The sequence below is a fragment of the Phormidium sp. CCY1219 genome (assembly GCF_035615515.1).
Classification (GTDB): Bacteria; Cyanobacteriota; Cyanobacteriia; order Cyanobacteriales; family Laspinemataceae; genus CCY1219.
In genome coordinates this window covers 30,104-54,318 of the sequence record NZ_JAJENT010000761.1, presented here as the reverse complement: position 1 = coordinate 54,318, position 24,215 = coordinate 30,104, and the positions used below count along the sequence as shown (strand labels likewise).

Below are 24,215 nucleotides of genomic sequence, written 5' to 3'. Positions count from 1 at the left end.
CCATTTCCCCTGGCTCTCATCCCGACGCTCACCAAGCACGGGTAGAGCGCGGGGCTTCCCGCCGAGAAGCTAAAAAGAGTGCGTTTCCCTTAGCTTATCCACAACCGCTGACGCGCCGATGACGCATTTACGCCTCATATCTCCTTTGCGGTTCTATTGCTTGCTAAACTGAGCCGCTGAAATCTCAACTTAGCAAGCGTGTCTGCCGCCGACGCCAACTTATTCTTTTGATGACAACTTCTGCCCAGAAGAGATGACTGAGGGGTTAAAAGCTCTTCAAAGTCTTGCATTTTCCTAAAATACATGGTATGGTATGGTATTAAAGGTTTATAGTGGTTTTCATAGTGGTGCGGTAAAGAATTTCTCACCGATTCAGTGCATTCGCGGGAATGCTAGATGAGAGTTGCTTACCACATTAATTTGAAATCCGCTATAAGTAACCATAGGCTAGACTGTTTGGGCAGGTTATGCACCGTCTTATGCCAAATCAGGTGGAGATAGGTCGGTCTGAAAAGGCATCCCAGAAGGGAGAGTCAGGCGTTGGTTCAAACCAAGCCAGGTATTCGGCAATAGCCCTTCGTTGCCCTAGGCAGGCTACGTTAAAACAGACTTTTGACAAGCAGATTTTCTATACCTTACCCTAATGAGCTTTTTGAATCAGCAAAAGTATTCTGGGCATGGTTAAATCAAGGAAGCGCGATCGGGCAACCCTGTGTTCCTACATTAGGTTTTACATTGGATTGAGGACAAACAATGAATCGAGTTAGCGAAGAGACATCGGCAAATATTTTAGTCGTGGATGACGATTCCCATAATTTGCGGTTGTTGACCGAAGCATTGACTCGCCAGGGATATGAAGTTCGCCCAATTCCGAACGGTAACATGGCTTTAGCTGCAGTGCAGGCAGAAGCGCCCGACTTGATTTTACTCGATATTATGATGCCAGATAAAGATGGGTTTCAAGTTTGTGCAGAGCTAAAAGGCGATGAAAACACGCGGGATATTCCCGTTATTTTTCTCACGGCTTTGTCGGAAGCATTTGATAAAGTCAGAGCTTTTTCATTGGGAGTTTCTGATTATATTACAAAACCTTTTCAAATTGAAGAAGTTATTGTAAGAATCGAGCATAATTTAAAGTTATTTTGGTTGCAAAGAAAGCTGGTCATTCAAAACGATCGCTTACAAAAAGAAATTAAAGAGAGAAAATTAATGGAAGAGAAGCTGCTCTCTTCTCAGGCAGAAATTCGCGGCTTTTTTGAAGCAATGGCGGACATCGTGATGATGGTGGATGCTGATGGAAATACCCTAAAAATTGCCCCAACGAATCCAGAGCAATTATACGGCAATGACACGGATATTATCGGAAAAACTGTAGAACAGTTTTTTGGGTCTTCCGGGGAGAAATTTCGGGAAAAGATTCGCGAAGCCTTAGAGACGCAGGAAGTGGGAAATTGCGAGTATAGCCTCATGCTGGGAGAACGGCGAGTGTGGTTTTCAGCGAGTATTGCGCCGACTTCAAAGAACACCATCGCATGGGTGGCGCGCGACATCAGCGATCGCAAAGTATTAGAACAAGAAATTGCCGTGCGAGAAGCGCGATTAAACGGATTTTTTAATAGCGCGGCTGTGGGGATGAATATTGTAGACCGGGAACTGCGATTCATCCAAATTAACGATATTTTGGCAGAAATAAATGGATTGCCGGCACCGGAGCATATCGGAAAAAGTATCCGCGAGGTTGTCCCGGAAATCGCGCCTGTGGTGGAACCATTGTACCATCAAGTATTGAGAACGGGAAAACCGCTTATTAACCACGAAATTAGTGGGGAAGTGCATAGTCAACCAGGGGTAATGCGGTATTGGGTGGTGTCGTATTTTCCCATTTTCCAGGGAAACGAGGCTCCATCTAGTGTGGGTTCAGTGCTATTAGAAATTACCGATCGCAAGCGAGCCGAATTAGAATTGCGCTTAGCAAAAGAGCGCTTGCAATATTTGTTGGCGGCGAGTCCGGCGGTGATTTTTAGCTGCAAGCCGTCGGAGAATTGTCCCGTAACCTTTATGAGCGAAAACGTGAAAGAAGTGCTCGGTTACGAGGCTAGAGAATTCCTGGAAAACCCGAGCTTTTGGAAGGGGAAGATTTATCCAAAAGACCTGGAGAAAACTCACCTGAATGGGGAAGGAATAACCGAGGATATGATGGGTTATGAGTATCGCTTGCAGCATAAAAAGGGATATTACTGCTGGGTGTACAGCGAGCTTAAATTGCTGCGGGATGAAAGGGGAAATCCTTTGGAGTGGGTGGGGTATTTAATCGATATTAGCGTTCGCAAAGCTGCGGAGACAGCCCTGAGAGACAGTGAAGAACGATTTAACCTGGCGGTTTCCGGCACGAATGACGGGATTTGGGATTGGGATTTAAAAACAAATCGGGTGTATTATTCTCCGGTTTTGGTGCAGATTTTGGGATATGAAGAAGGGGAATTGCCCGCGAATTTTAGCACCTGGTCCGAGCGCATCCACCCCGACGATTGGTTAGTGACCCTCGCCGTGCTTGAAGAACACAGGCACAGTAGAAGTTCGACTTTCCAACATATCCATCGCCTGAAACACAAACAGGGGCATTGGTTGTGGGTGGAAGTGAAAGGGAAATACCTGGAGGATCGCGCGGGTGAACCCTACCGGGCGATCGGGACTTTAACGGATATTACGGCGCGCAAGCAAGCCGAAGACGCCCTGCGCGAAAGTGCCCAACGAGAGAAAGCCTTGTCTGCGGTGATTCAGAAAATGCGTAAAAGCTTGGATATTGACGAGATTTTTGCGGCGACGACTTCTGAATTGCGACAGGTGATAAACTGCGATCGCGTCTTAATTTATCAGTTCAATTCCGACTGGAGTGGCGAATTTGTGGCCGAATCTGTGGGTGAGGAATGGAAGCCGCTTTTGTATGGCGCGCCTCTGTCAAACACCATAATCGCACCGCAACAATGCCCGGTAAAAAGCTTAACCCCAGCTAACGCTTATCTGCGAGATACCTACCTGCAAGAAACCAAAGGTGGCGTTTACAACCGGGGAGTAAATTACCTAGCTGTGGCCGATATTTATCGCGAAGAGTTCGCCGATTGCTATATAGAAATGCTCGAGATGATGCAGGCAAAAGCTTACATTATTGTCCCGATTTTTCGGGGCGATCGCCTCTGGGGACTGCTTGCGAGTTACCAAAATAAAAGTGCAAGGGAATGGAAACCCGCCGAAATTTCAATGGTGATGCAAATTGGCAATCAACTGAGCATTGCTCTCCAGCAAGCCAAACTACTGGAACAAACGAAAAAGCAATCGCACGCCCTGCAAAAAGCGGTGCAATCTGCCGACTCCGCCAACCGCGCCAAAAGTGAATTCCTCGCCAATATGAGCCACGAATTGCGGACGCCGCTAAATGCAATTCTCGGCTTCGCTCAAATTATGAATACCAGTCAGTCGGTGTCTGTGGAACATCATAAAAACCTGACAATTATCAATCGGGCGGGGGAACATCTCCTGGCGTTAATCAATGATGTCTTAGACTTATCAAAAATTGAAGCCGGTCGCATGACCTTTAACCAGAGCGAATTCGACCTTTTGCAACTGCTAGACAGTTTAGAAAAAATGCTGCAATTAAAAGCGGCATCCAAAGGGTTGGAACTCATTTTTGACTATGGGGAAGGTCTTGTGCAGTATATCAAAACCGATGAAGGTAAGTTACGTCAGGTTTTGCTCAATTTGTTGGGCAATGCGATTAAATTTACTGCAGCGGGTCGGGTGACGCTACGGGTGTGGGTTAATTCGGACAAGCAAACTCCCCCTGCGGCGGGTTCCGAAGAGCGAACGATTAGCATTCATTTTGAAATCGAAGACACCGGCCCGGGGATTTCCCCAGAAGAGTTAAAGCTTTTATTTGAAGCTTTCGGACAAACCGAAACCGGACGAAAATCTCAGGAGGGAACTGGTTTAGGCTTGCCTATCAGCCAAAAATACGTGCAGTTAATGGGGGGAGAAATTCAAGTCACCAGTACCCTGGGTCAAGGCAGCATATTTGCTTTTGACATTCAATTCCAGTTAGGAGAAGGGGAGAAAAATCCGAGGGAGAAGAAGCCATCTTCTTCCATTCGCGGATTAGCCACCAATCAACCTGAGTATCGCATTTTGGTGGTTGACGATAATTCCGAAAGTCGCCTGTTATTGCGTCAAATTTTCACCGGAATTGGTTTTGCTGTCTGCGAGGCTGAAAATGGCAAAGAGGCGGTACAAAAGTGGCAAGAGTGGCTACCGCATTTGATTTTAATGGATATGCGAATGCCGGTGATGGATGGCTATGAAGCGACGCGACAAATTAGGAGACGGGAACGACAGTTGTCTCCTGACTCGGCGATGCCCAAAACCATCATTGTTGCCCTGACTGCTAGTGCTTTCATTGAAAGGCGAGACAAGATTTTAAACGCCGGATGCGATGATTTTATTGGCAAGCCATTTCAAGTGCCAGAGTTGCTGGAAACCATCGGCAAATATCTCGGGGTGGAATACGAACGAGAGGCAGATACTCCCGGAACAGAAGCGACATCCAACGGACCGCAAACCCTGAGTTCTGCTGAGGCGATCGCCCAGTTATCCGCCCAACCGCCAGAGTGGATCGAAAAACTCCAGCAAGCAGTCTGTCAGTGCAGTGACGAGCTGGTTTTGGAATGTCTAGAAGAATTGCCCGCACAACAAGCTCCTCTGGCAACGACTATCGCCAATTTAGCTGAAAATTTCGAGTTTCATAAAATTTTGTATCTCATCGAAGGCAAAGCTTTATGAGTAATCTAATTTCGTTTAGCCAAACTGAACGATGCAGAAACACCCTAAACAAGAGTCGGACGATAATTTAAGAGAAATATCCAGGTCACTGGGAATTTTTATTAAAAAAAAGCCGGTTTGAAACAATATTTTTCGGTATTTAATTAGTCCAATGCCACTTTTAAATTAATTTCAATTATCCCCATTCATTCCCTAAATTTAACCCTCCTGGGTCGCAGGAGGGCGGGCAAATCCTCCTCATTTATGCTACCATTGATTGGATGGCATCAAACCGTGCGCCGACATCTTGCCAATTCACCACATTCCACCATGCATCGAGATAGTCACCGCGTCGGTTGTTGTATTGCAGATAATAAGCATGTTCCCAAACATCAGTAATGAGCAAGGGAACGATGCCAGTCATCATGCTATTTTGATGATTCATCAATCCTTGGGTAATCAACCGACCTTGCATGGGTTCCCAGGCGAGCAAACCCCAACCGGAACCTTCTACACTACTGGCAGCTTGGGTAAATTGTTGTTTAAAGGTGTTAAAACTGCCAAAATCTCGATTGATTCGATCGCCTAACTGCCCGGTGGGTTCGCCGCCACCATTGGGACTCATGTTATTCCAATACAGGGTATGATTGACATGCCCCGCGCCGTGAAATGCCACGCGCCGTTCTAGATGTTGAATGTTGGAAAAATCTCCCCCCTGACGCGCTTGGGACAGTTCTTCTAAGGCAGTATTTAACCCTTTGACATACCCGGCGTGATGCCGATCGTGGTGCAGGCGCAAGGTTGCTTCATTGATATGAGGTTCCAGGGCATTGTAATCGTAAGGTAAAGGCGGTAAAGTGTACTTACCGGATTCATCTTGGGCGATCGCGCATCCGGGCGCAACCCCCATCGCTACTGCACTCGCACCCAGCATTAGCAGTAGATTTCGACGGTTGACGTTCATAATAAAACTCGACGATTGATAACGACAATTTAACTGTTCTCTTATTGTAGGATAAATGACCCAGCGCACCCAAACCCCTGTCACGCCTCGTCCTTTTCTCAAGTGGGCGGGGGGCAAAAGTCAGCTCATCGAGCAATATAAACCCTTATTCCCCAAGGGGTTTAAAAATTATTACGAGCCATTCTTGGGTGGCGGCGCTGTGTTTTTTTATTTGCATCAACAATTTACTGGTTTCAATGCATTTTTATCCGATATAAATCCGGAATTAATCAACGTTTATTGCTGCGTCAGAGATGATGTAGAAACTTTGATTGACTTGCTCGACAAGCATCAATTAAAACATGGAAAAATCCATTACTATCAAGTGCGAGGAAAACTGTTTCGCCGGAAAAAACACAGAGCTGCACGCCTGATTTATTTGAACAAAACCTGTTTTAACGGATTGTATCGGGAGAATTCTAAAGGCGAGTTTAACGTGCCGATGGGACGATATAAAAACCCGAAAATCTGCAATGCGGATTTACTGCGATCGGTCTCTGAGGCGCTGACCAAAGCTGAAATTAACCTACAGCCTTTCGACGCGGTTTTAGAACAAGCGAAAACCGCCGATGATTTTGTGTATTTCGATCCGCCCTATTATCCGCTCAATCCCACCAGTAATTTTACGGCATACAGTCGCTATTCTTTTAATGAAGAAAGCCAAAAAAAACTGCGCGATACCTTTGCTGAGTTGAGCGATCGCAACGTGCGGGTGATGCTTTCCAATTCCGATTGCGAGTTTATCCGAAACCTGTACAAAGACTTTCACATTCATACGGTTTATGCCACGCGATCGATTAATTCCAAGGGAAAGAAACGGGGAAAAATCTCCGAAGTAGTGGTCACTTCTTATTGAGGCGGAAAAGAGGCGGAACCTTCCCCGGAATTGGGGGAAGGCGTTGCATTAGGGGAGCGTTATTAGCATGAGCTGGTAACGAGTCGGCACCTTTCTCCAGTGGCGAGGCTCACCCTAGCATCTGCAATTATTTTTGCCCGAGTACATATCATATTTGCCCAGAGGCGACTTTTAGGGGACTAAATTTGCTCGGGCAAGGGAATAACCGCTTGGTCGATGATATGATTGTATTCATCAATGGCGCGGAGGATGATTTGGTCGGAATAAACCGCGATCGCGACAAAACTGAGCCAATCGAAGGCGCGGGCGGTCCAAGACGAGCGTCCCACGCGGCGAGTTTTGGCACCCGATCCACAGGTTAAATAGGTGGTTCCGTCAATGGGATGGGTGCGTTCGTAATTGTGATTGTGACCGTTCAAATAGAGGGGAACGCCATAAGTTTTTAAGAGCGGTTGTAGGCGACGACGCAAGCGGCGATCGCTCCAATGCAATCCAGAAGTGTACGGCGGATGATGTCCGAAGAGGATTTTCCAAGGAGCATCGCTCGATCGCAATTGATTTTCCAACCAAGGTAATTGATTGTCCCAATCTGCATTTTTATTGGTATCCAAGGCAAAAAACTGCACCGAATCGCGGCGGAAGGTATAGTATCGCCCTGTCATATTGAAACCGGGATAATTCAGTTGCGCGTTGCCATTATCCGTGCGGATATCGTGATTGCCCAGACAAGCATAAAATTGCACCCCCAACTCCAATAAAGGTTGATAAGGTCGCTCGAAAACCCGGGTAACTTTTTCGATTTCGCCATTGTTGTAGATATTATCCCCGGTTAAAATTGCGAAATCGAAGGGATGTTGCTGGTGGTAATCTTTCATCGCGCGGGCGATCGCATATTGCCCTTGTTTACCCGTACCCGTATCCCCCAAGCAGACAAAGCGCAAGCGAGGCGGTTGTGCGGGGAGTGCGATCGACTCCCAGTTGGAGTTGGGATATGCGGTTTCATTGCTGAGTGCTTGCAGGGTTTTGCCCACCACTGCAAATCCTACAGCCCCGAGTCCTGCGAATATAAAATTACGCCGATTGAATTTCATTGATGGATAACAATAGATTTACGAGCCTTGGAAGGCACTTCTGTGGCGGCCATCATTGGCTATTTTAGCATAGCGCCGCTTGGTTGCCGCTGGTTTTCGCGCCCAGACCTAGAGGAAATTTGCGATCGCGTTTCTCCCCATGCGCGCCCATGATAAATTAAGCCTAGAGAGGCAGCCTCTTTATCATTCCCGTAATCTGTCGCTCCCATTTATGGAGAATTCGATGTCAGAAGATCGAGAACGGCAAAATCCATCCGAATCCGAAACTTCCCCTTCCGAAACCCCTACCCCCGAAGCGAGTGAATCCGCCCCGGGTGAGGGTTCGCCAGCGCCTCCGCCCAAACCCTCCCCGTTTAAACAAGCAATTATTAATATTTTGCGCTCCACGATTAACCTGTTAGAAAGGGCGGTGAAAAAACTGGAGTCCGAACCGACATCGGAACCCGGGGAAGGGGTATTGGCATCGGTATTGGCACCGGTGCGAGGGATTTTGCCAGAATCCCTGAATCAAAGATTGCCCGATTGGGGATTAGCCACTGCGATCGCCTCGATTGTGGCGATCGTTATCTGGACCAGCAGCAGCTTGCTGTCACCAAAACCGCCAGAAATTGCCCAGCTTCCCTCAGAACAACCCACTCCCCCGGTAGAAGCGCCGACGGTAGAAGCGCCCCCGGTAGAAGCGCCGGAAATCCGAGAAATTCCACCGGTGGAACTGGAACAACCTACCGAAGAAATCCCCGAACCGGAACTCACCGAACCGGAAAAATCTCCCCCGGTGGTAGAAGAACCGCAACCGACGGAAACCGTTGCGCCACAGCTTCCGCTCACCCCGGAGCAAACCTTAATTGCAGCAATTCAAGAGCGAGTGGCGGAGGTGACGAGCGAATATGCAGATGGCCTGATTCAGTCTCTTAAAGCTAATTTTGCCGCCAGTTTGTTGCAGGTAAAAATTAGTCCCCAGTGGTATGAATTAAGCTTTTCTCGTCAAGATAAATTAGCCTCAGAAATCTTGCAGCGCGCCAGAGATTTGGACTTTTCTGAAGTTGAAATTACCGATTTGCAAGGGGATTTAGTGGCACGTACTGCCGTGGTTGGGTCGCAGATGATTATTTTAAAACGATAAAAAAAGTCGGTGAAAAGGTAGAGCCTCCGAGAGGGTTGCCCAGCATGAACTGGGAACGAGTCTCATTAGCCCGCGTCAGCGGGCTTTGTTGCATTTAGACCTACCCTGAACCCGGGGATTTTTCAGAGCAATCGAGCGGGGATGGGATTAAATAATCCTACGGATTCATAGCGCGATGATAGGCTTTTACTTTGGCATCGATGCCAGTGATATCGGTGCCGATGACCACTGCATCTGCACCGATCGCGAGGGCTTTTGCTGCCATATCTGGGGAAGCAATACCGCCTTCACAAATAATGAAAGAATCGGGTGGGAGTTGTTGAGTCATTTGGGCGAGCAAATCAAAGCCCGGGGGTGATAAATGTTGGGTGGCGCGGGTGTAGCCGTAGAGGGTGGTTCCGAGGATATCCGCGCCCAAATTCGCCGAGGAGATCGCCGCTTCGAGGGTATCCACATCTGCCATGACGAGTTTTCCCAGATTGTGGTGAATTTGGGCGATTAAATTGCCCAAGGTTTCGCCGTTGGGGCGTTCTCGCAGGGTCGCATCAATGGCGATAATATCCGCACCGGCTTGGGCGATCGCCGCCGCATGATGGAATTGCGGAGTAATGTACACTTCGCAATCGGGAATCGACTGTTTCCACAAGCCGATAATCGGGATAGTGGCATCGATGCGTTGGCGCACTGCTTGTACGTGGGCGGGGGTATCCAGGCGCAGGGCGAGTGCACCTTGATTGAGTGCAGCTTGCGCGATCGCCGCGATAATTTGGGGGTCGTGTAATGGCGAATCCGGAGGTGCCTGACAAGAGACGATCGGGCCGCCGCGCAAGGCGTCTCGTGTTATAGAACGACCTAACTTTTCCGGTGGTGTATTGTTCATTGATAGTTGTGAGTTAATCCGCTAAAGTTCAGAATTGAGAAAAAAATTGCTGTTGGTTGCTGATTTTTTGGCAGTTAAGCAAGCCTGCAAATTATGCGATCGCATTGATGGGAAAAAAGTAGACACCAGGATTATCGCGTCTTTACTAATCGGGTTGAAATAATGAATTGACTTTTCGCAATAACTTTTCGGGTTGAATGGGTTTGGGTAAATAATCCTCCGCACCTAATTCTAAAGCGCGGTTTTTTTCTTGCGACAATGATTGAGGAGATAAGACTAAAATTTTCAGATGTCGGGTAGCGGTGGAATTCCGGAGGTATTCAACAATTTCGCAAGCATCCCGTCCGGGCAATTGAAGATCCACAATCACCGCGCTGGGTTGCAGCACTTCAATTTGTTGAATCGCGGTGACGCCTTCGATCGTCCAGACCACTTGATACCCCGCAGTGGTGAGGATATCGCAAATTAAAATAGCGCTTTCTTCGTGGTCTTCAATCAACATAATGCGCCCGGGAACCACCTGACTATTGTGGCGATCCAAATTGCTTTCTCGACCCGGAGAAGAGATGGGTTGAGCGGGTAAGCGGACGGTAAAAACCGACCCTTTGCCCACCTTAGATTGGACGCCGATCCAGCCGCCGTGGAGTTCTACCAATTGTTTGGTTAATGCCAATCCCAGACCGGTTCCTCCATATTGACGATGATAGGAGGTATCCAATTGTTGGAATTTTTGAAACAACAGGGGGATTTGGTCTTCAGGAATGCCCACCCCGGTATCTTCCACTTGAAAAATAGCATGTTTACCTTCAATCAATACCCGGAGGGTAACGGTACCGCCTTTGGGGGTAAATTTGATAGAATTACTCAACAGATTTAAGAGAATTTGTTTGACGCGCTGTTGGTCGGCGGTCCAGCGATCGCCTTCCCGATCGAGAGAGAGCGTCATTTCCAACTTTAACCCAGCCGCCGCCGCTTTGGGGGCGAGAGTTTGTAGGGTGTATTGCGCTAACTGAGTCAGGGAAAATTCAGTAATGTTTAAAATTGCCTTGCCCGATTCGAGTTGAGATAAATCGAGGATATCGTTAATCAATTCGAGCAGATGTTCTCCACTATCGTGAATGGTTTTAATGTAATCCTGTTGTTTTTTGCTCATCTGACCGAAAGACCAGCGTAACAAGGTGGAGGACATGCCAATAACGCAGGTTAGCGGCGTCCGCAATTCGTGACTCATGGTGGCCAAAAATTCACTTTTGGCGCGATTCGCCGATTCAGCCGCCAATAAGGCATCGTGCAGGGCTTGAGTGCGATCGATAACTCGTTCTTCCAGGGTTTGTTTTTGGCGATTCACTTCAGCGTAGAGTTCGGCTTGATGAATGGCCAGGGATAAATGTTCGGCAATATGGCGGAGAAAATTCTGTTCGCTCGGGAGCCACTGACGCGGGGAAAAACAGTGGTGAGCGATGAGCAATCCCCAGAGTTTTTTTTGCACCACAATGGGAACGACTAATTTAGCGCGGATTTGATGCGATCGCAGTAATTGGAGTAACGATTCATCCTCCCCATAGGCAACTTCCACATCTTCGATCGCCTGAATAAACCCTTGGGAATATTGCCCTTTTAACTGCGGCGTATCGATAAAGCACCCTTCGCCTTCGGGTAAATGAAGCACCGAAGGAATCTCATCATTTGCGCGGCTTTCATAAGTCACTAGATCCTTGGGGAGTTCCGGCTCTGCAAGCGGGAGATCGTCCTCAGAAGAGTCCTCCAGATCCGAGACACTCCATTCCCCTTCGAGGCCCTCCCATTCAAATTGATAAATCACCAACCGATCGACCTGCAAAAACTGCCGCACCTGCTCCACGGCGGTATATAAAATTGTCGGCAATTCCAAACTTTGGCGAATCTGAGCGGTGACTTGATTGAGCAAGCGCTCTTGTTCGATTTGTTGGCGCAGTGCGTCTTCCATCGGTTGACACATGGAAATCCCGCCTTCCGATGGGGAAACAGCCTCCACTTGCGGACAGCGATCGCTGAGGATATCCAGTAATGAGAGGGTAAATTCGCTTTGGCGTTGCGGATCGTTGGGGTGCAGGGAAGCGCAGGCGCGATCGAGCCGCGCCGGATCCAGGGTCAGATCCCGACATTGGCGCAATTGAGATAAAAATGCTGCGATCGCCTCGCTATCGAAGGTTAAACCCACTTCATACAAGCTTCCCGACTCCGCCAACGGGGGATTCTCCCGAGTGTCCTCAATCGGCGACCCCAACAGCAAAACGCTAAACCCAGGCGAGACGATTGCGCTAAAGCATGTCCAATCGCGATCGAGGTCAATGGCATCGGCGGAGAGATTTTCTGCGGCGATCGTCACCGATTCTGGGTCGTTGTGGTGTTGCTGCAACAGCTCGCGCAGCCGCTCAAAGGTAGGATAAGGTAAAATTCGACGTTGGATTTCAAACGTAGGCATAGTTTGGAGTCGGTTGGCACAAGCTGGACGCTAGGGCGAGATGTGTTCTGTCACCTCAACCAAGGGACGATCTCATTTTCAAATCAGTGCAGGGATTTGGCTATAGATTCGAGCGGTTAACCTGGACAGAACTACAGTAAGTCTCATATCGATTGAAAAGTCTCAGCCATATATGAATTAATTCCTTATTAGCTATAGTATTGCTATTTTTGATTTTCTTGGCTTGTTTTAGCCTACTCTTTAGCTTTTCTTTAGACATCGCACGAAAAAAGCCGCCCCCTTGTCCCAACCCTGCCTCGAAACCGAAAGTCGATCTAAGATGAATTTTGGCGTAAATCTACCTCTAGATAGAGGTCAAGCCTCAAACGAGGGGAATGAGTGCGCCTCAGCATCCGCGCGATCGCCTTTGGGTCAATCTGGATTCCGAGGAATCCGCCCCGCGAGGGTGGCAAAGCGCGGCGCAGAAGTGCCGCAACCACAACCCTTCGCATCGATTGCGGTGCGAATACACTACAGGAGGAAATCAAGATGCATCGTTTAGCCGCCACACCAGGAGGTTGGAATCCACAAGAAGAAGGGGTCATTATCGTAACCCAAACCCCCGCCGAAATCGTCGTGTTGACGGCGGCGGATACGGATATTCAAGTGCTGGCATCTGCTGTAGAAAAGCTGCCCCCAGACTTCCCCTCCCTGCGGGTGGTGAATCTACTGCAACTGCAACAGCAGCTTAGTATCGATAGCTATGCAGAAACAGTGCTGAGCAAAGCGCGGGTGATTCTCTTGCGCCTGTTGGGGGGAAGAGCCTACTGGTCCTATGGGTTGGAAGTGGTGCGCGAAACCGTGGAAAACAGTGGTGCCCAGGCGATCGTGCTGCCGGGAGACGATCGCCCGGATCCGGATTTAATGGACCATTCTACCGTTTCTCTGTCTGCCGCCAATCAATTGTGGCGCTACTTCACCGAAGGCGGCGTGGAAAATGTTACCCATGCCCTGCAATTTCTCGCCGATGTTTGCTTGCGGGGTGATTATCAGCCCCCCGCCCCGAAAATCGTGCCTCGGGTGGGGGTTTATGCCACACAGGCGGGGAAAATGCCCCCGGGAGAGGTTCCCCTCGCCAAAGTCGGTATTTTGTTCTATCGCGCTCATTATCTGGCGGGGAATACTGCGGCGATCGATGCTCTGTGTCGCGGGTTAGCCCACCGAAAATTGCAGGCGGTGCCCTTGTTCGTGTCGTCTTTGCGGGATCTGGAGGTGCAAGCGGAGGTGTTGTCCTATCTGCAACCTGCCGAGGGGGAGGCGGTGCAGTTACTTCTCAATACCACAGGATTTGCAATTTGTCAAGTGGGCGAGACCCTGCGATCGCACCGACAACCCCCACCGTCCTCTCCGGATTTATGGCAAACTCTGGATGTGCCGGTGTTGCAGGCGATTCTCAGTGGTGGTACGGCGGAACAATGGGAAAAAGGATTTCAGGGCCTCTCGCCGCGCGATATGGCGATGAATGTAGCACTTCCGGAGGTGGATGGACGGATTATTACCCGGGCGATTTCCTTTAAGGCGGTGCAAGGGGAAAGTGACAAGCTGGAAACCCCGGTGGTGGTGTACGAACCCCAGAGCGATCGCGTGGATTTCGTGGCGGATTTGGCGGCGAATTGGATAACATTGCGCCAAACCCCGGTGAGCGATCGTAAAATTGCCTTGATTTTGGCCAATTATCCCACGCGCAACGGACGGTTGGCGAATGGCGTGGGTCTCGATACTCCTCAAAGTTGCGTGCAATTGCTCACAGCCCTGGCAGATGCCGGCTATTCCGTGACGGATATCCCGGAAACCGGGGATGAGTTAATCCAGCGCCTGACAGCGGGCGTGACTAACGATCCGGAAAGTCGAGAATTGCGACAAGCGTGGCAACAGGTATCTGCAGCAGCGTATCGGCAGTATTTCCAGCACTTGCCGCCATCCTTGCGCCAGGGAATTGCCGATCGCTGGGGGGAACCGCCGCAAGTCGGCGCGTCTTTTGCGATTCCGGGCATTCAACTGGGAAATGTGTTTGTGGGTATCCAACCGACTCGGGGATACGATGCGGATCCGAGTTTGAACTATCATGCGCCGGATTTAGAACCGACTCACGAGTATTTGGCGTTTTATTATTGGATTCGGGAACGATTTGCCGCCCAAGCGATCGCACATGTGGGCAAGCATGGCAATTTAGAATGGTTGCCCGGAAAAAGTGTGGCGCTGTCACAAGCGTGCTATCCGGAGGCAGCATTGGGCGCAATGCCTCATTTCTATCCGTTTATTGTCAACGATCCCGGAGAAGGATCCCAGGCGAAACGGCGATCGCAGGCGGTGATTTTAGACCATCTCACGCCGCCAATGACCCGCGCCGAACTCTACGGTCCAATGCAAAAACTCGAAGCTTGGATCGACGAGTATTACGACGCCCAAAGTTTAGACCCCGCGCGCTTACCTACTATTCGCGATCGCATCGCACAATTAATACGCGAAGAACATCTCGATCGCGATTTGTCTTGGCTCAATTCTTCTACCCCCGGGGCAAGCGACCCTCACGTTTCCCCCAGCAAATCGCCAGAATTTAGCGACTTTATCGCCAATATTGATGGCTATCTGTGCGAATTAAAAGAAGCGCAAATTCGCGATGGATTGCATATTTTGGGGCAATGTCCCCAGGGACGACAGTTGCGGGATTTGATGGTGGCGATCGCCCGTCATTCCGGACGCGATCGGGTGGGATTGACCCGCGCGATCGCCCTCGATTGGGAATGGGATTTCGACCCGCTCACCGCCGACCCCTCTCGCGTGTTATCCCCAGATGATTCTCTCGAAATCCCCCCATCTTTATCCGCCAAACCGGGATTAATTCTCGGCGACTTAATTGCCGAATTAGAACGAATTGCCGCTGAATTGGTAGAGGAAATCATTGCCAGTCAAACTGAATCAAACCACAATAACTTAGGGGTACAATTGGCGGAAAATCCGCAAATTGTGGGAGAAGAAACTCAGAAAGAACTGCACTGGATTCGCCACGCTCTGCTGCCTGCACTGCAAGAAACGAAGCAAGAAGTCATTCAATTTTTGCGCGGATTAGATGGCCGATATTTGCCCAGTGGGCCATCCGGTGCGCCGACGCGGGGACGCCCGGAAGTGTTGCCCACGGGACGGAATTTTTATTCCGTGGATATTCGCGCAATTCCCACCGAAACCGCTTGGGATGTGGGACGAAAAGCGGCGGCGGAATTAATCGAGCGTTACGCGCAGGAAAATGGGGAGTATCCGAAGAGTTTGGGATTGTCGGTTTGGGGAACTTCAACCATGCGAACCGGGGGAGATGATATTGCCGAAGCATTGGCATTGTTGGGGGTACAACCGGTGTGGGATGGTCCCTCGCGCCGAGTGGTGGATTTTGACATTTTGCCGGTGCGAATTTTAGGTCGTCCTCGGGTGGATGTGACGTTAAGAATTTCGGGATTTTTCCGCGATGCGTTTGGCAATGCGATCGATTTGTTCGATCGCGCGGTGGCGGCGGTTGCCAGTTTGGACGAACCGGCAGAAGACAACCCCTTGGCGGCGCGGGCAATGGCGGAAAAGCAACAGTGGCAAGCGCAAGGATACAGCGAACAACAAGCGGAAGTGCGATCGCGCTATCGCGTGTTTGGTTCGAAACCCGGGGCCTATGGTGCCGGTTTGCAAGGGTTGATTGACGCGCAAAACTGGACCGACGATGCGGACCTCGCCCGCGCTTATATTAACTGGAGTTGTTATGCTTACACCGGCTATGGTGAGGGACATTCCGCCCCGGAAGCCTTTACTCAGCGGTTGCGGGAAATGCAAGTGGTGTTGCACAACCAAGATAACCGAGAACACGATTTGCTCGATTCGGACGATTACTATCAGTTTCAAGGCGGTTTAACGGCGGCTGTACGTGCGGTGAAAGGGGAAAATCCTACTACCTATTTCGGGGACAATTCCCTGCCGGAAAACCCGAAAATTCGCCAGTTGCAAGCGGAAATTGCTCGGGTTTATCGTTCGCGCGTGGTGAATCCAAAATGGATTGCTGGGGCGATGCGACATGGGTACAAAGGTGCGTTTGAAATGGCGGCAACTTTGGATTATTTGTTTGCTTACGATGCTACGGCACGCTGTGTGGAAGATTTTATGTATGAAGGGGTAGCAAAGGCATATGTGTTGGATGATTCGGTGCGGGAGTTTATTCAGGAAAAGAATCCTTGGGCGTTGCGGGATATGGCGGAACGATTGTTAGAGGCAAATCAGCGGGGATTGTGGCAAGGGAGTGATGGCGCAATGTTGGAAGAATTGCGGGCGATCGCGCTTCATGCAGAAGGGGCGATCGAATCTACTACTAACCCGGTTTAAGTTAAAATAGCACCATCTCTGTGGTTCCCAGGTTTCCACCTGGGAACGAGAGAACACTCCCCCGCTTTTCTGACAAACCCACAGATAGTGGCAACTGACGCACCCCAATCCTATGCAGAATTAGCTGTTAATTATCGCCATTGCAAAGCAACCGGGTGGCATCTGACCCTGGCAAGGGCTTGCTAAACAAATATCCCTGCATTTCTTCACAGCCCAAGCATTCCAATAACCGTTGATGTTCTTCGGTTTCCACTCCTTCCGCCACTACGCGAAAATTAAACTTTTTCCCCAACAACATAATCGCATCAATGATACCGGCATCTTTAGACTGCATGGTCAGTTCGCGGACGAAAGATTTGTCGATTTTTAGGGTATTGAGCGGAAACTGTTTGAGATAAGCTAATGACGAATATCCAGTGCCAAAATCATCCACAGACAGGTGAACTCCCATTGCGTCCAACTGTTGCAATATCATGCGGGTTTTTTCGCCATTTTGCATGGCGGCGTTTTCGGTTATTTCTAATTCTAACCATTCCGGTTCTAGTCCGTTTTCGGACAAAATTGTGGCAATTGTTTCGATGAGATTGGGATGTTCGATTTGGCGGGCGCAGAAATTTACGGCGACTCGTATCGGTGGCAAACCAGCCTCTCTCCAGGCTTTCATTTGTCGGCAGACGGTTCGCAGTACCCATTCCCCAATCGGTACGATTAAGCCGGTTTCTTCGGCGAGGGGAATAAATTTTGCCGGCGATACTAATCCCAATTCTGGATGCTGCCAACGCACTAATGCTTCTATCCCCGATATTTCGCCGGTGGCAGTATTGATTTGGGGTTGATAGTACACCACAAATTCTTCTCGGGTCAAGGCATTATGCAGTTCGTTTTCTAGGACAAACAATTCGGAGGCTTTGGAATTGAGTGCCGGGGTATAAAACTGATAGTTATTCCGTCCCCGTTCTTTGGCGCGATATAATGCAGCATCGGCATTTTTTAATAGGTTTTCGGCAGTTAATTCGTCACTGGAAGAACACAGGGCAATGCCAATGCTACTGCTAATATGCAGGGGATGACCTTCTAGATCGAAGGTGGGTGTGAGTCGATCTAAAATTCGTTGGGCGATTTGTGCGGCATCGGCTTCGCCGTGAATATTGGGCAAGAGTAAGGTGAATTCATCGCCGCCCCAGCGCGCCAGGGTATCGGTTTCGCGCAGACAATTGGTGACTCGTTCGGTGACGGCTTCTAATAAGCGATCGCCCATTGCATGACCCAGGGTATCGTTAATCGTTTTAAACCGATCTAAATCGATAAACATCACCGCCAGTTTATTCTCGCTTTCAGGAAGCGTTTGCAATTCTTCTTGCAACCGTTTGTCGAATAGCATTCGGTTTGGCAAGCCGGTGAGTAAATCGTGAGTTGCCTGATAGCGAATGGTGGCTTCTGCTAATTTGCGTTCGGTGACATCTTCATAGGTGCCGAGAATTCCGATCGCATTTCCTTGGCTATCTTTCAGGGGAATTCGATTGCTTTCCACCCAATATTGCTTGCCATCCACACGATCTTGTGGCTCGATGGTATGATATTGTGGCTCGTTGGCATTCATCACGCAGAAATCGCACTGGCGGAAAAATGCCGCTTGTTGGGTTTTTAATGGAATCTCGTAGTCGGTTTTTCCGATAATCTCCTCGGGAGTCGCAAATCCGGCGGCGCGGGCAAAGTTGCCATTGCAACCCATATAGACGGCGTTTTTATCTTTCCAATAGATAGATTGGGGAATGTTGTCGATGACGAGTTGCAGCATCTGGCGCGACTGCTGTAATTCTTCTTGCACTCGCACGCGATCGCTGATGTCTTGCACGGTTCCTTCATATCCTACTAATTCCCCCGCATCGTTATAAACGCCGCAGGCATTCTCGGAAATCCAAATCACCGTGCCATCTTTTCGATAAATTTGCGATTCAAAGTCCCTAACCTCCCCTTGTCTTTCTATGCGGCGGATAAATTCCTCACGCCTCCCTGCATCCACATAAAGTTGTCTCTCGATGTCGCTCAACTCTTGGCGCAATTGTTCGGGCGAATCGTAGCCATAAATCCGGGCTAACATGGGATTTGCCGTGACGTAGTGACCCTCTAATGTGGTTTGAAAAATCCCTTCTACGGCATTTTCAAAAATGCTGCGATATTTGCGTTCTGCTTGTCGCAATGCTTGTTCGGCTTCGATGCGATCGCTGATGTCGCGCACCACTACGGAAATGACTTCTTTTCCCCCGTAAGAAATCAGGCTGAAACAGACTTCTACATTCACCAAGGAACCATCCTGACGACGATGGCATCCTGCGCTACATAAGCAGTTTTTTTCGGTTAAAAGCTGGTGAATAATGCCATCGAGTTCCTCGCGATCGCGCTCGACGAGCTCGTAAATCGTTCGGGTGCAAAGTTCCGCTTCGCTGTAACCGAGTAACTGGCAATACGCCGGATTTGCTTCTAAGATTCTCATGCTAGGAACATCGAGCAAAAATATCCCTTCAGACACTTGCTCGATAATGGCTCGATAGCGTCTTTCGCTCTCGGATAAAGCCGCTTCTGTGCGGGTTCTTTGGGTAATGTCGCGAAAGCTACACAGGCGACCCACGATTTCTTCCCCCTGCCATTGGGGTTTGGAATAGCGCTCAAAAATTCGCCCGTCTTTGAGTTCGTAAATTCCGTATCCTTCGGCATCGGGTTGAGAAAATGCATCTTGCCCCTGACAAAGAAAAGCATTTGGCTCTTTAAGTTGCTGTAGCATTAAAGGCAGGAGGTTTTCGAGTTTTCTAGAGGCGATCGCCGCTTCGGAAATTCCCCACATTTGCAAAAAATTTTGATTGAATGTGGCAATCTCGCTGCCGTTTTTGCTGACAATAATTCCATCGGGATTCGCTTCAAGGGTGCCGCGCAGCAGAGAAAGGGAATCCTCTAACTCTGCCTCAATTCGCGATCGACGGGCGATTTCTGCTTGCAATTGCTGGTTTGCTGTTTCTAATTGTGCCGATCGCTGCTCGATGGTGCGTTCTAATTCTTGTTTGACTGCATTCAGGGTGAGGGTCTCTGAGGCGAAATTCGCGATCGCGCTTGATTCCCCTCCCCCTTGCACCCAATCTTCCGATTTATTCATGTGGTGCAAAACGGTTACGCTTTCGCTACCATTGTCTTGCCCGATCGCCGCGTTTACAATGGCTAAGGTGCGATCGCCCTTCGCGCACGAAACACCCGGTTCAACTCTATTTTGTTCCGCGCGCAAACTCGCCTCCGAGTGGGTGGAATGAGTGGGTATTTCATCAAAAAGCTGCCAGGAAGAGCGATTTTCTTCTGAGACTAAATCGATTCTTTCTAGATTCTTTATGCCCCAGTTGTCCATTAAATGACTCATCGCTGCTTGCGAGATAGAACCTTCCCTCGCCACCAGCTTTCCTTGGCAGCGATCGCCAATTTCAATGACTAATTTTCCGGCAAAACCAAGCTCAACTAACTGGTTAATCAGTTCCACGGCTTAACTCCTTCTTGATTTCCATTCCTGGCCACATCCCATGTTTTATGCATTTATTTAACAATTCCGAGTTTTTTCACTCACGTTTGAGGGGTTTTTATTTATTTTTACGCTCATTATAAAATGCCAATCCGCAAAAGTCAATATTCTATGGAAAAAGCTTATTTATCTTTTTCCTGACAATCGATTAACTTATAATATTTTCATTTTCAATGGTACGGTTTTATTAGAACAAAACCCTCTATCGGGCGGCAGATTTAACCACTGATTCGGAATATGACTAGAGACTGAAAATGGCTTGTATTCGTGAAAGCAGGCTTGTAAATTCATCTACAAGGCGATCTCATCTCCGTAAATGTGACTCTCGTAAATTCACTGAACCCGTTCCGCAATTTATCCGTAAATTTTCGGTAATCTGGGGGGATTGTCTGCGTAAATTCACGGGAAATATCCGGTCTGGAGTTGCTGATTTGTCACTTGTCGGTTGTCATTGGTTCTTGGTCCTTGGCGGTGGTGATTGTCGCTCGGTCATCGGTTATTGACATTGCACTCCCCTCCACAGGAGGGAGGAGTTTCCCGGGATTGCGAGCAAGCGATCGCACTCGTTGAATTGAGAGTTATTGATGGATTTATTGCATTTCCAGATTACTCGTAGCACATGATGGGTTGCTTGAGATGCCAAAATGCCGGAATCTATCTCTATTTTTTACAGTTTTCTCTTTGATTGCACAAAAACATCCGCCGCGATCGCACCGCGCTGATGTGGAACATCGGCGCAGGTTATCTCGTTTGGCGATCGCGCCTGCTTGTGTCCGTAGGTCTTGGTCAAATGTCGTGTGAAACCGTGACCGATGACGAATGACTATCTCCTCCCGGGCAATATCGGCGCTTGCACTTGCCCTCACAAACCTCTCACGTCAATCCGCCTTTCATGGTGGGAACCTGAGCAGTCTCCGACTCCGTGGGACTCGCGGGCAGATTGGGAGTCTGTCGCACCGGCAATTTAATGCAAAACTCGGTACCCTCCCCAGGTGCGGAGACGCACTCGATCTCGCCTTTATGTCGTTCCACCACAATCTGATAGCTAATCGACATTCCCAACCCGGTCCCTTTCCCTTCCGGTTTGGTGGTAAAAAAGGCTTCAAAAAGCTGCTGCTGCACTACTTCAGACATGCCCGGACCATTATCGGAAATCCGAACCGTCACCCAGTCGGGATCGGGCCATTCCGTGCGGATGCGAATGGTTCGTCCTTTGTTATTGGTCATTTGTCCGTAGGTCTTGGTGGTTTGTCCAATGTCGTTTGAACCCTTGACCGATGACGAATGACCCGTGACGAATGACGAATGACTATCCACCGATGACTCTAACGCATCGATCGCGTTGCTGATAATGTTCATAAAAACTTGATTGAGCTGACTGGAGTAGCATTCGATGGCGGGGAGTTCGCCAAATTCCTTTTCTACCGCGATCGCTATACCGGTTCGATCGCCTTTCAGGCGATGGTGTAAAATCAATAAGGTGCTGGTAATTCCTTCGTGAATGTTGACCAGCTTGAGTTCCCCTTTATCGGTGCGAGAAAAGTTCCGCAGCGATCGCACCAATTCGCTAATCCGTTCTGCGCCAATTTTCATCGAAGACAGCATTTGCGGCATATCCTGCTTGAGAAATTCCAAGTCAATTTCCTCTACATACTGTTGAATGGCCGGTACGGGTTCGCCATAATGTTCTTCATACAGGCGAACCAGTTCGAGCAATTCTTGCAGATAATTATTGGCGTATGATAAATTCCCGTAAATAAAATTCACCGGGTTGTTAATTTCGTGGGCGACTCCCGCCACGAGGGTTCCCAATCCGGAGATTTTTTCGGTTTGAATTAATTGTGCCTGAGTTTGTTGCAACTCTTCCAGGGCTTTTTTTAGTTTTTCTGCTTGTGCGGTGGCGGCGGCGGCGGCGATACAACTGCGATCGTACAGTTGTGCTTGTTCGATCGCGATCGCCAGTTGCATGGCCACATCTTGCAGCAGTTCTATCTCGCTTTCGGTCCAGGGATGCCCAGAGGTTCCGTCCAAGCAGACGATCGCGCCGCGCTCTCCGGAATGAGTCTCCATTCCCACGCCTAACAGGGACTTGACCGATCGCGCTTCGAGCATCTGGCGCGTGGGGGGATCGAGTTGCGGATCGCCTTTGACATCATCGATTTTCAACAACTCCAGATGTCCCAGAGGTTGGGTCAGCGCCGCCATGTGGGTGAAGGCATTGTCGCCCCCCACGTGCGATCGCTGCGGATGCCAGGATTCTCGAGACAGTTCGTAGCGATTTTTGTCCTTCTTATACCACAAAAACTGACATCTGTCAATATCGAGCAAGGTGCGAATTTCGCCTACGGCAGTTTTGAGAATCGTCTCGATATTTAAAGAGGTGTGAATTTGACTGGATAAGCGGCGCTTGAGCAACTCCACCCGCGATCGCAGCAGGCGAAATTGCCGTTGAGATTCCAGCAATTCCTCTTGCGTGTGTTGCAGGCGTTGGTTCGTTTCTTTCAGTTGTGCCATTGCGGCTTCGAGTTGCTGGGATTTCGCTTCCATTTGGCAGCTATATTGAATCGCCTGGGACACTTCGGCGAGCATGTCGATCGCCACAGTAGAAACGCTCCCGCTTACCTCTTCCAAACCCAACCAGGGTAACGGTTTAATCGCCCCATCACTTTCCCAAACGATTTTAAATTGCCCGTTAGGCAAAATCTCACCAATGCGGCAAGGTTTCCACAGATGATTGTTCCGCTCGATTCTCACTACCCCGCCGGGAGCTTCAAAGGTTTGGTCGTATGCCGCTTCGCGCACGGCGTCCACCGCAAAAGTGCCGGCTTTTTCCACCGCTTGCTTCCATAAATATACCTGAGTGTAAGCCGCTTCAATCGGATCGCTGGTGACGCGATTTTCGCCGTAGCGCGCTTTAAAATTGCGGACGAATTTGTGGTTGGTTGGGGTATCCACACTTTGAAAATAGCTCCAGGTGGAATAGTGGCCGGTTGCTGCAGGGCCGATGCGCCGCAGTTCGTCTTCCGCCACGCTGACGGCGATAATGGGAATTTCCTCGCTCCCAATTCCCGCATTGCGGTACTGTTGGTAAAAAGCAATGTTGCTGTCCCCATTGAGGGTATTAAACACCACATCGGGTTGAGTTTTTTGGATGCGATGGATAATCTCGCCAAAGTCATTCCCGCCGAGGGGGGCGTATTCTTCTCCCACCACCGTAGCGCCTAGCTGTTTGAGGTGGGCTTTAATCATTTTATGGAGGGTGCGGGGAAAAACGTAATTGGAGCCTATCAGATAAAACCGTTTGCCTTTGTTGCGGACGGCCCAATTCACGGCGGGTTCGAGTTGCTGGTTCGGACAAATGCCCGTATAGAATATATGGGGCGAGGATTCGAGTCCTTCGTATTCCACGGGATACCACAGTTGCGCGTTGTACTCTTCGAGGATGGGCAATACTGCTTTGCGAGTCGCGGAGGTCCACCCGCCGAAGATAGCGACGACTCGTTCTGTTTGCAGCAGTTTTTTGGCTTTGCGGGCGAATTGCGGTGCTAAGGAGGCTCCATCTTCGACGATCGCCTCGATGGTTTTTCCCAGTACCCCACCTTGGGCGTTGATTTCGGCGATCGCCATCAGTTCCGCATCTTTGAGCGACACTTCCCCGATGGCCATCGTCCCGGTGAGGGAGTGAAGTATCCCCACCTTTACCCTGGACTTATCCCGATTCCCTGCGTGACTTGTTGCGATCATTGGTGACTCTCCCAACCCCTTTTTCAAAACTTGACAATTCCTCCCCACAGTTGTCTCGGGTTCTAACCCGTAAATTTTCCTCCTCGATGCTCTCGGTTCGCCAACCGGTCGGATTGGGCATGATGTTTCCTACCCAACTGCTTTATTTTTACATCGTTCGGATTAACATTTTTCTTCCTCTGTGCATTGGTGGTTAAGATTTGTGACGTCATTGGCTTTTTTTTTGGCAACACTTCACACGATAAAATTTCGCCGAATTTTGACAATGCACCCCACTTCAAGCCGCCCTCG

The 24,215-nt window shown here is 49.4% G+C and carries 11 protein-coding genes; 5 read left to right on the top strand and 6 right to left on the bottom strand.

Annotated features, from left to right (window positions below; genetic code table 11):
• Positions 1-753 precede the first annotated feature (753 nt).
• Positions 754-4,830 (top strand): response regulator, encoded by a 4,077-nt coding sequence (locus LKK83_RS23185; protein ID WP_324633758.1) that lies wholly within the window; start codon positions 754-756, stop codon positions 4,828-4,830.
• Between the two features lie 241 nt (positions 4,831-5,071).
• Here LKK83_RS23185 and LKK83_RS23180 read toward each other — a convergent pair whose 3' ends face one another.
• Entirely contained in the window at positions 5,072-5,773 is a 702-nt protein-coding gene (locus tag LKK83_RS23180; protein WP_324633757.1) for a superoxide dismutase, read from the bottom strand.
• 55 nt (positions 5,774-5,828) lie between these two features.
• Here LKK83_RS23180 and LKK83_RS23175 point away from each other — a divergent pair, with 55 nt between their 5' ends.
• Positions 5,829-6,668: a DNA adenine methylase gene (locus LKK83_RS23175; RefSeq protein WP_324633756.1), complete on the top strand. Its 840-nt coding sequence runs from the start codon at positions 5,829-5,831 to the stop codon at positions 6,666-6,668.
• A gap of 179 nt (positions 6,669-6,847) precedes the next feature.
• Here LKK83_RS23175 and LKK83_RS23170 read toward each other — a convergent pair whose 3' ends face one another.
• Entirely contained in the window at positions 6,848-7,759 is a 912-nt protein-coding gene (locus tag LKK83_RS23170) for a metallophosphoesterase family protein (RefSeq protein ID WP_324633755.1), read from the bottom strand.
• A gap of 223 nt (positions 7,760-7,982) precedes the next feature.
• Between LKK83_RS23170 and LKK83_RS23165 the strand changes: the two genes are divergently transcribed.
• Positions 7,983-8,882, top strand: a complete 900-nt coding sequence (locus LKK83_RS23165) for a hypothetical protein (protein WP_324633754.1) — start codon at positions 7,983-7,985, stop codon at positions 8,880-8,882.
• A gap of 157 nt (positions 8,883-9,039) precedes the next feature.
• On the opposite strand, the gene LKK83_RS23160 is transcribed toward LKK83_RS23165, so the two are convergent.
• Both LKK83_RS23160 and LKK83_RS23155 read right to left on the bottom strand, forming a co-directional pair.
• Complete coding sequence (locus LKK83_RS23160) at positions 9,040-9,762, bottom strand: N-acetylmannosamine-6-phosphate 2-epimerase (RefSeq protein WP_324633753.1); 723 nt, start codon at positions 9,760-9,762, stop codon at positions 9,040-9,042.
• Between the two features lie 145 nt (positions 9,763-9,907).
• Positions 9,908-12,226, bottom strand: coding sequence for a hybrid sensor histidine kinase/response regulator (locus LKK83_RS23155; RefSeq protein WP_324633752.1), 2,319 nt, complete (start codon positions 12,224-12,226; stop codon positions 9,908-9,910).
• A gap of 528 nt (positions 12,227-12,754) precedes the next feature.
• Between LKK83_RS23155 and cobN the strand changes: the two genes are divergently transcribed.
• Positions 12,755-16,621 carry a cobaltochelatase subunit CobN gene (cobN, locus tag LKK83_RS23150; RefSeq protein WP_324633751.1) on the top strand — a complete coding sequence of 1,289 codons (3,867 nt, stop codon included), beginning with the start codon at positions 12,755-12,757 and terminating at the stop codon, positions 16,619-16,621.
• A 127-nt stretch (positions 16,622-16,748) separates the two neighbouring features.
• On the opposite strand, the gene LKK83_RS23145 is transcribed toward cobN, so the two are convergent.
• Positions 16,749-20,141 (bottom strand): EAL domain-containing protein, encoded by a 3,393-nt coding sequence (locus LKK83_RS23145; protein WP_324633750.1) that lies wholly within the window; start codon positions 20,139-20,141, stop codon positions 16,749-16,751.
• A gap of 724 nt (positions 20,142-20,865) precedes the next feature.
• Between LKK83_RS23145 and LKK83_RS23140 the strand changes: the two genes are divergently transcribed.
• Complete coding sequence (locus LKK83_RS23140; RefSeq protein WP_324633749.1) at positions 20,866-21,003, top strand: hypothetical protein; 138 nt, start codon at positions 20,866-20,868, stop codon at positions 21,001-21,003.
• Positions 21,004-21,053: 50 nt separating this feature from the next.
• Here LKK83_RS23140 and urtA read toward each other — a convergent pair whose 3' ends face one another.
• The gene (gene urtA, locus LKK83_RS23135) at positions 21,054-23,924 is read right to left on the bottom strand and encodes an urea ABC transporter substrate-binding protein (protein WP_324633748.1); all 2,871 of its coding nucleotides are present in this window, start codon (positions 23,922-23,924) and stop codon (positions 21,054-21,056) included.
• Positions 23,925-24,215: the final 291 nt, after the last annotated feature.

Bases quoted from the DNA above. Each gene is read 5' to 3' on its own strand.
- LKK83_RS23175 (WP_324633756.1), top strand. From the start codon at position 5,829: ATGACCCAGCGCACCCAAACCCCTGTCACGCCTCGTCCTTTTCTCAAG.
- LKK83_RS23185 (WP_324633758.1), top strand. From the start codon at position 754: ATGAATCGAGTTAGCGAAGAGACATCGGCAAATATTTTAGTCGTGGAT.
- urtA (WP_324633748.1), bottom strand. From the start codon at position 23,924: ATGATCGCAACAAGTCACGCAGGGAATCGGGATAAGTCCAGGGTAAAG.
- LKK83_RS23165 (WP_324633754.1), top strand. From the start codon at position 7,983: ATGTCAGAAGATCGAGAACGGCAAAATCCATCCGAATCCGAAACTTCC.
- cobN (WP_324633751.1), top strand. From the start codon at position 12,755: ATGCATCGTTTAGCCGCCACACCAGGAGGTTGGAATCCACAAGAAGAA.
- LKK83_RS23160 (WP_324633753.1), bottom strand. From the start codon at position 9,762: ATGAACAATACACCACCGGAAAAGTTAGGTCGTTCTATAACACGAGAC.
- LKK83_RS23170 (WP_324633755.1), bottom strand. From the start codon at position 7,759: ATGAAATTCAATCGGCGTAATTTTATATTCGCAGGACTCGGGGCTGTA.
- LKK83_RS23155 (WP_324633752.1), bottom strand. From the start codon at position 12,226: ATGCCTACGTTTGAAATCCAACGTCGAATTTTACCTTATCCTACCTTT.
- LKK83_RS23180 (WP_324633757.1), bottom strand. From the start codon at position 5,773: ATGAACGTCAACCGTCGAAATCTACTGCTAATGCTGGGTGCGAGTGCA.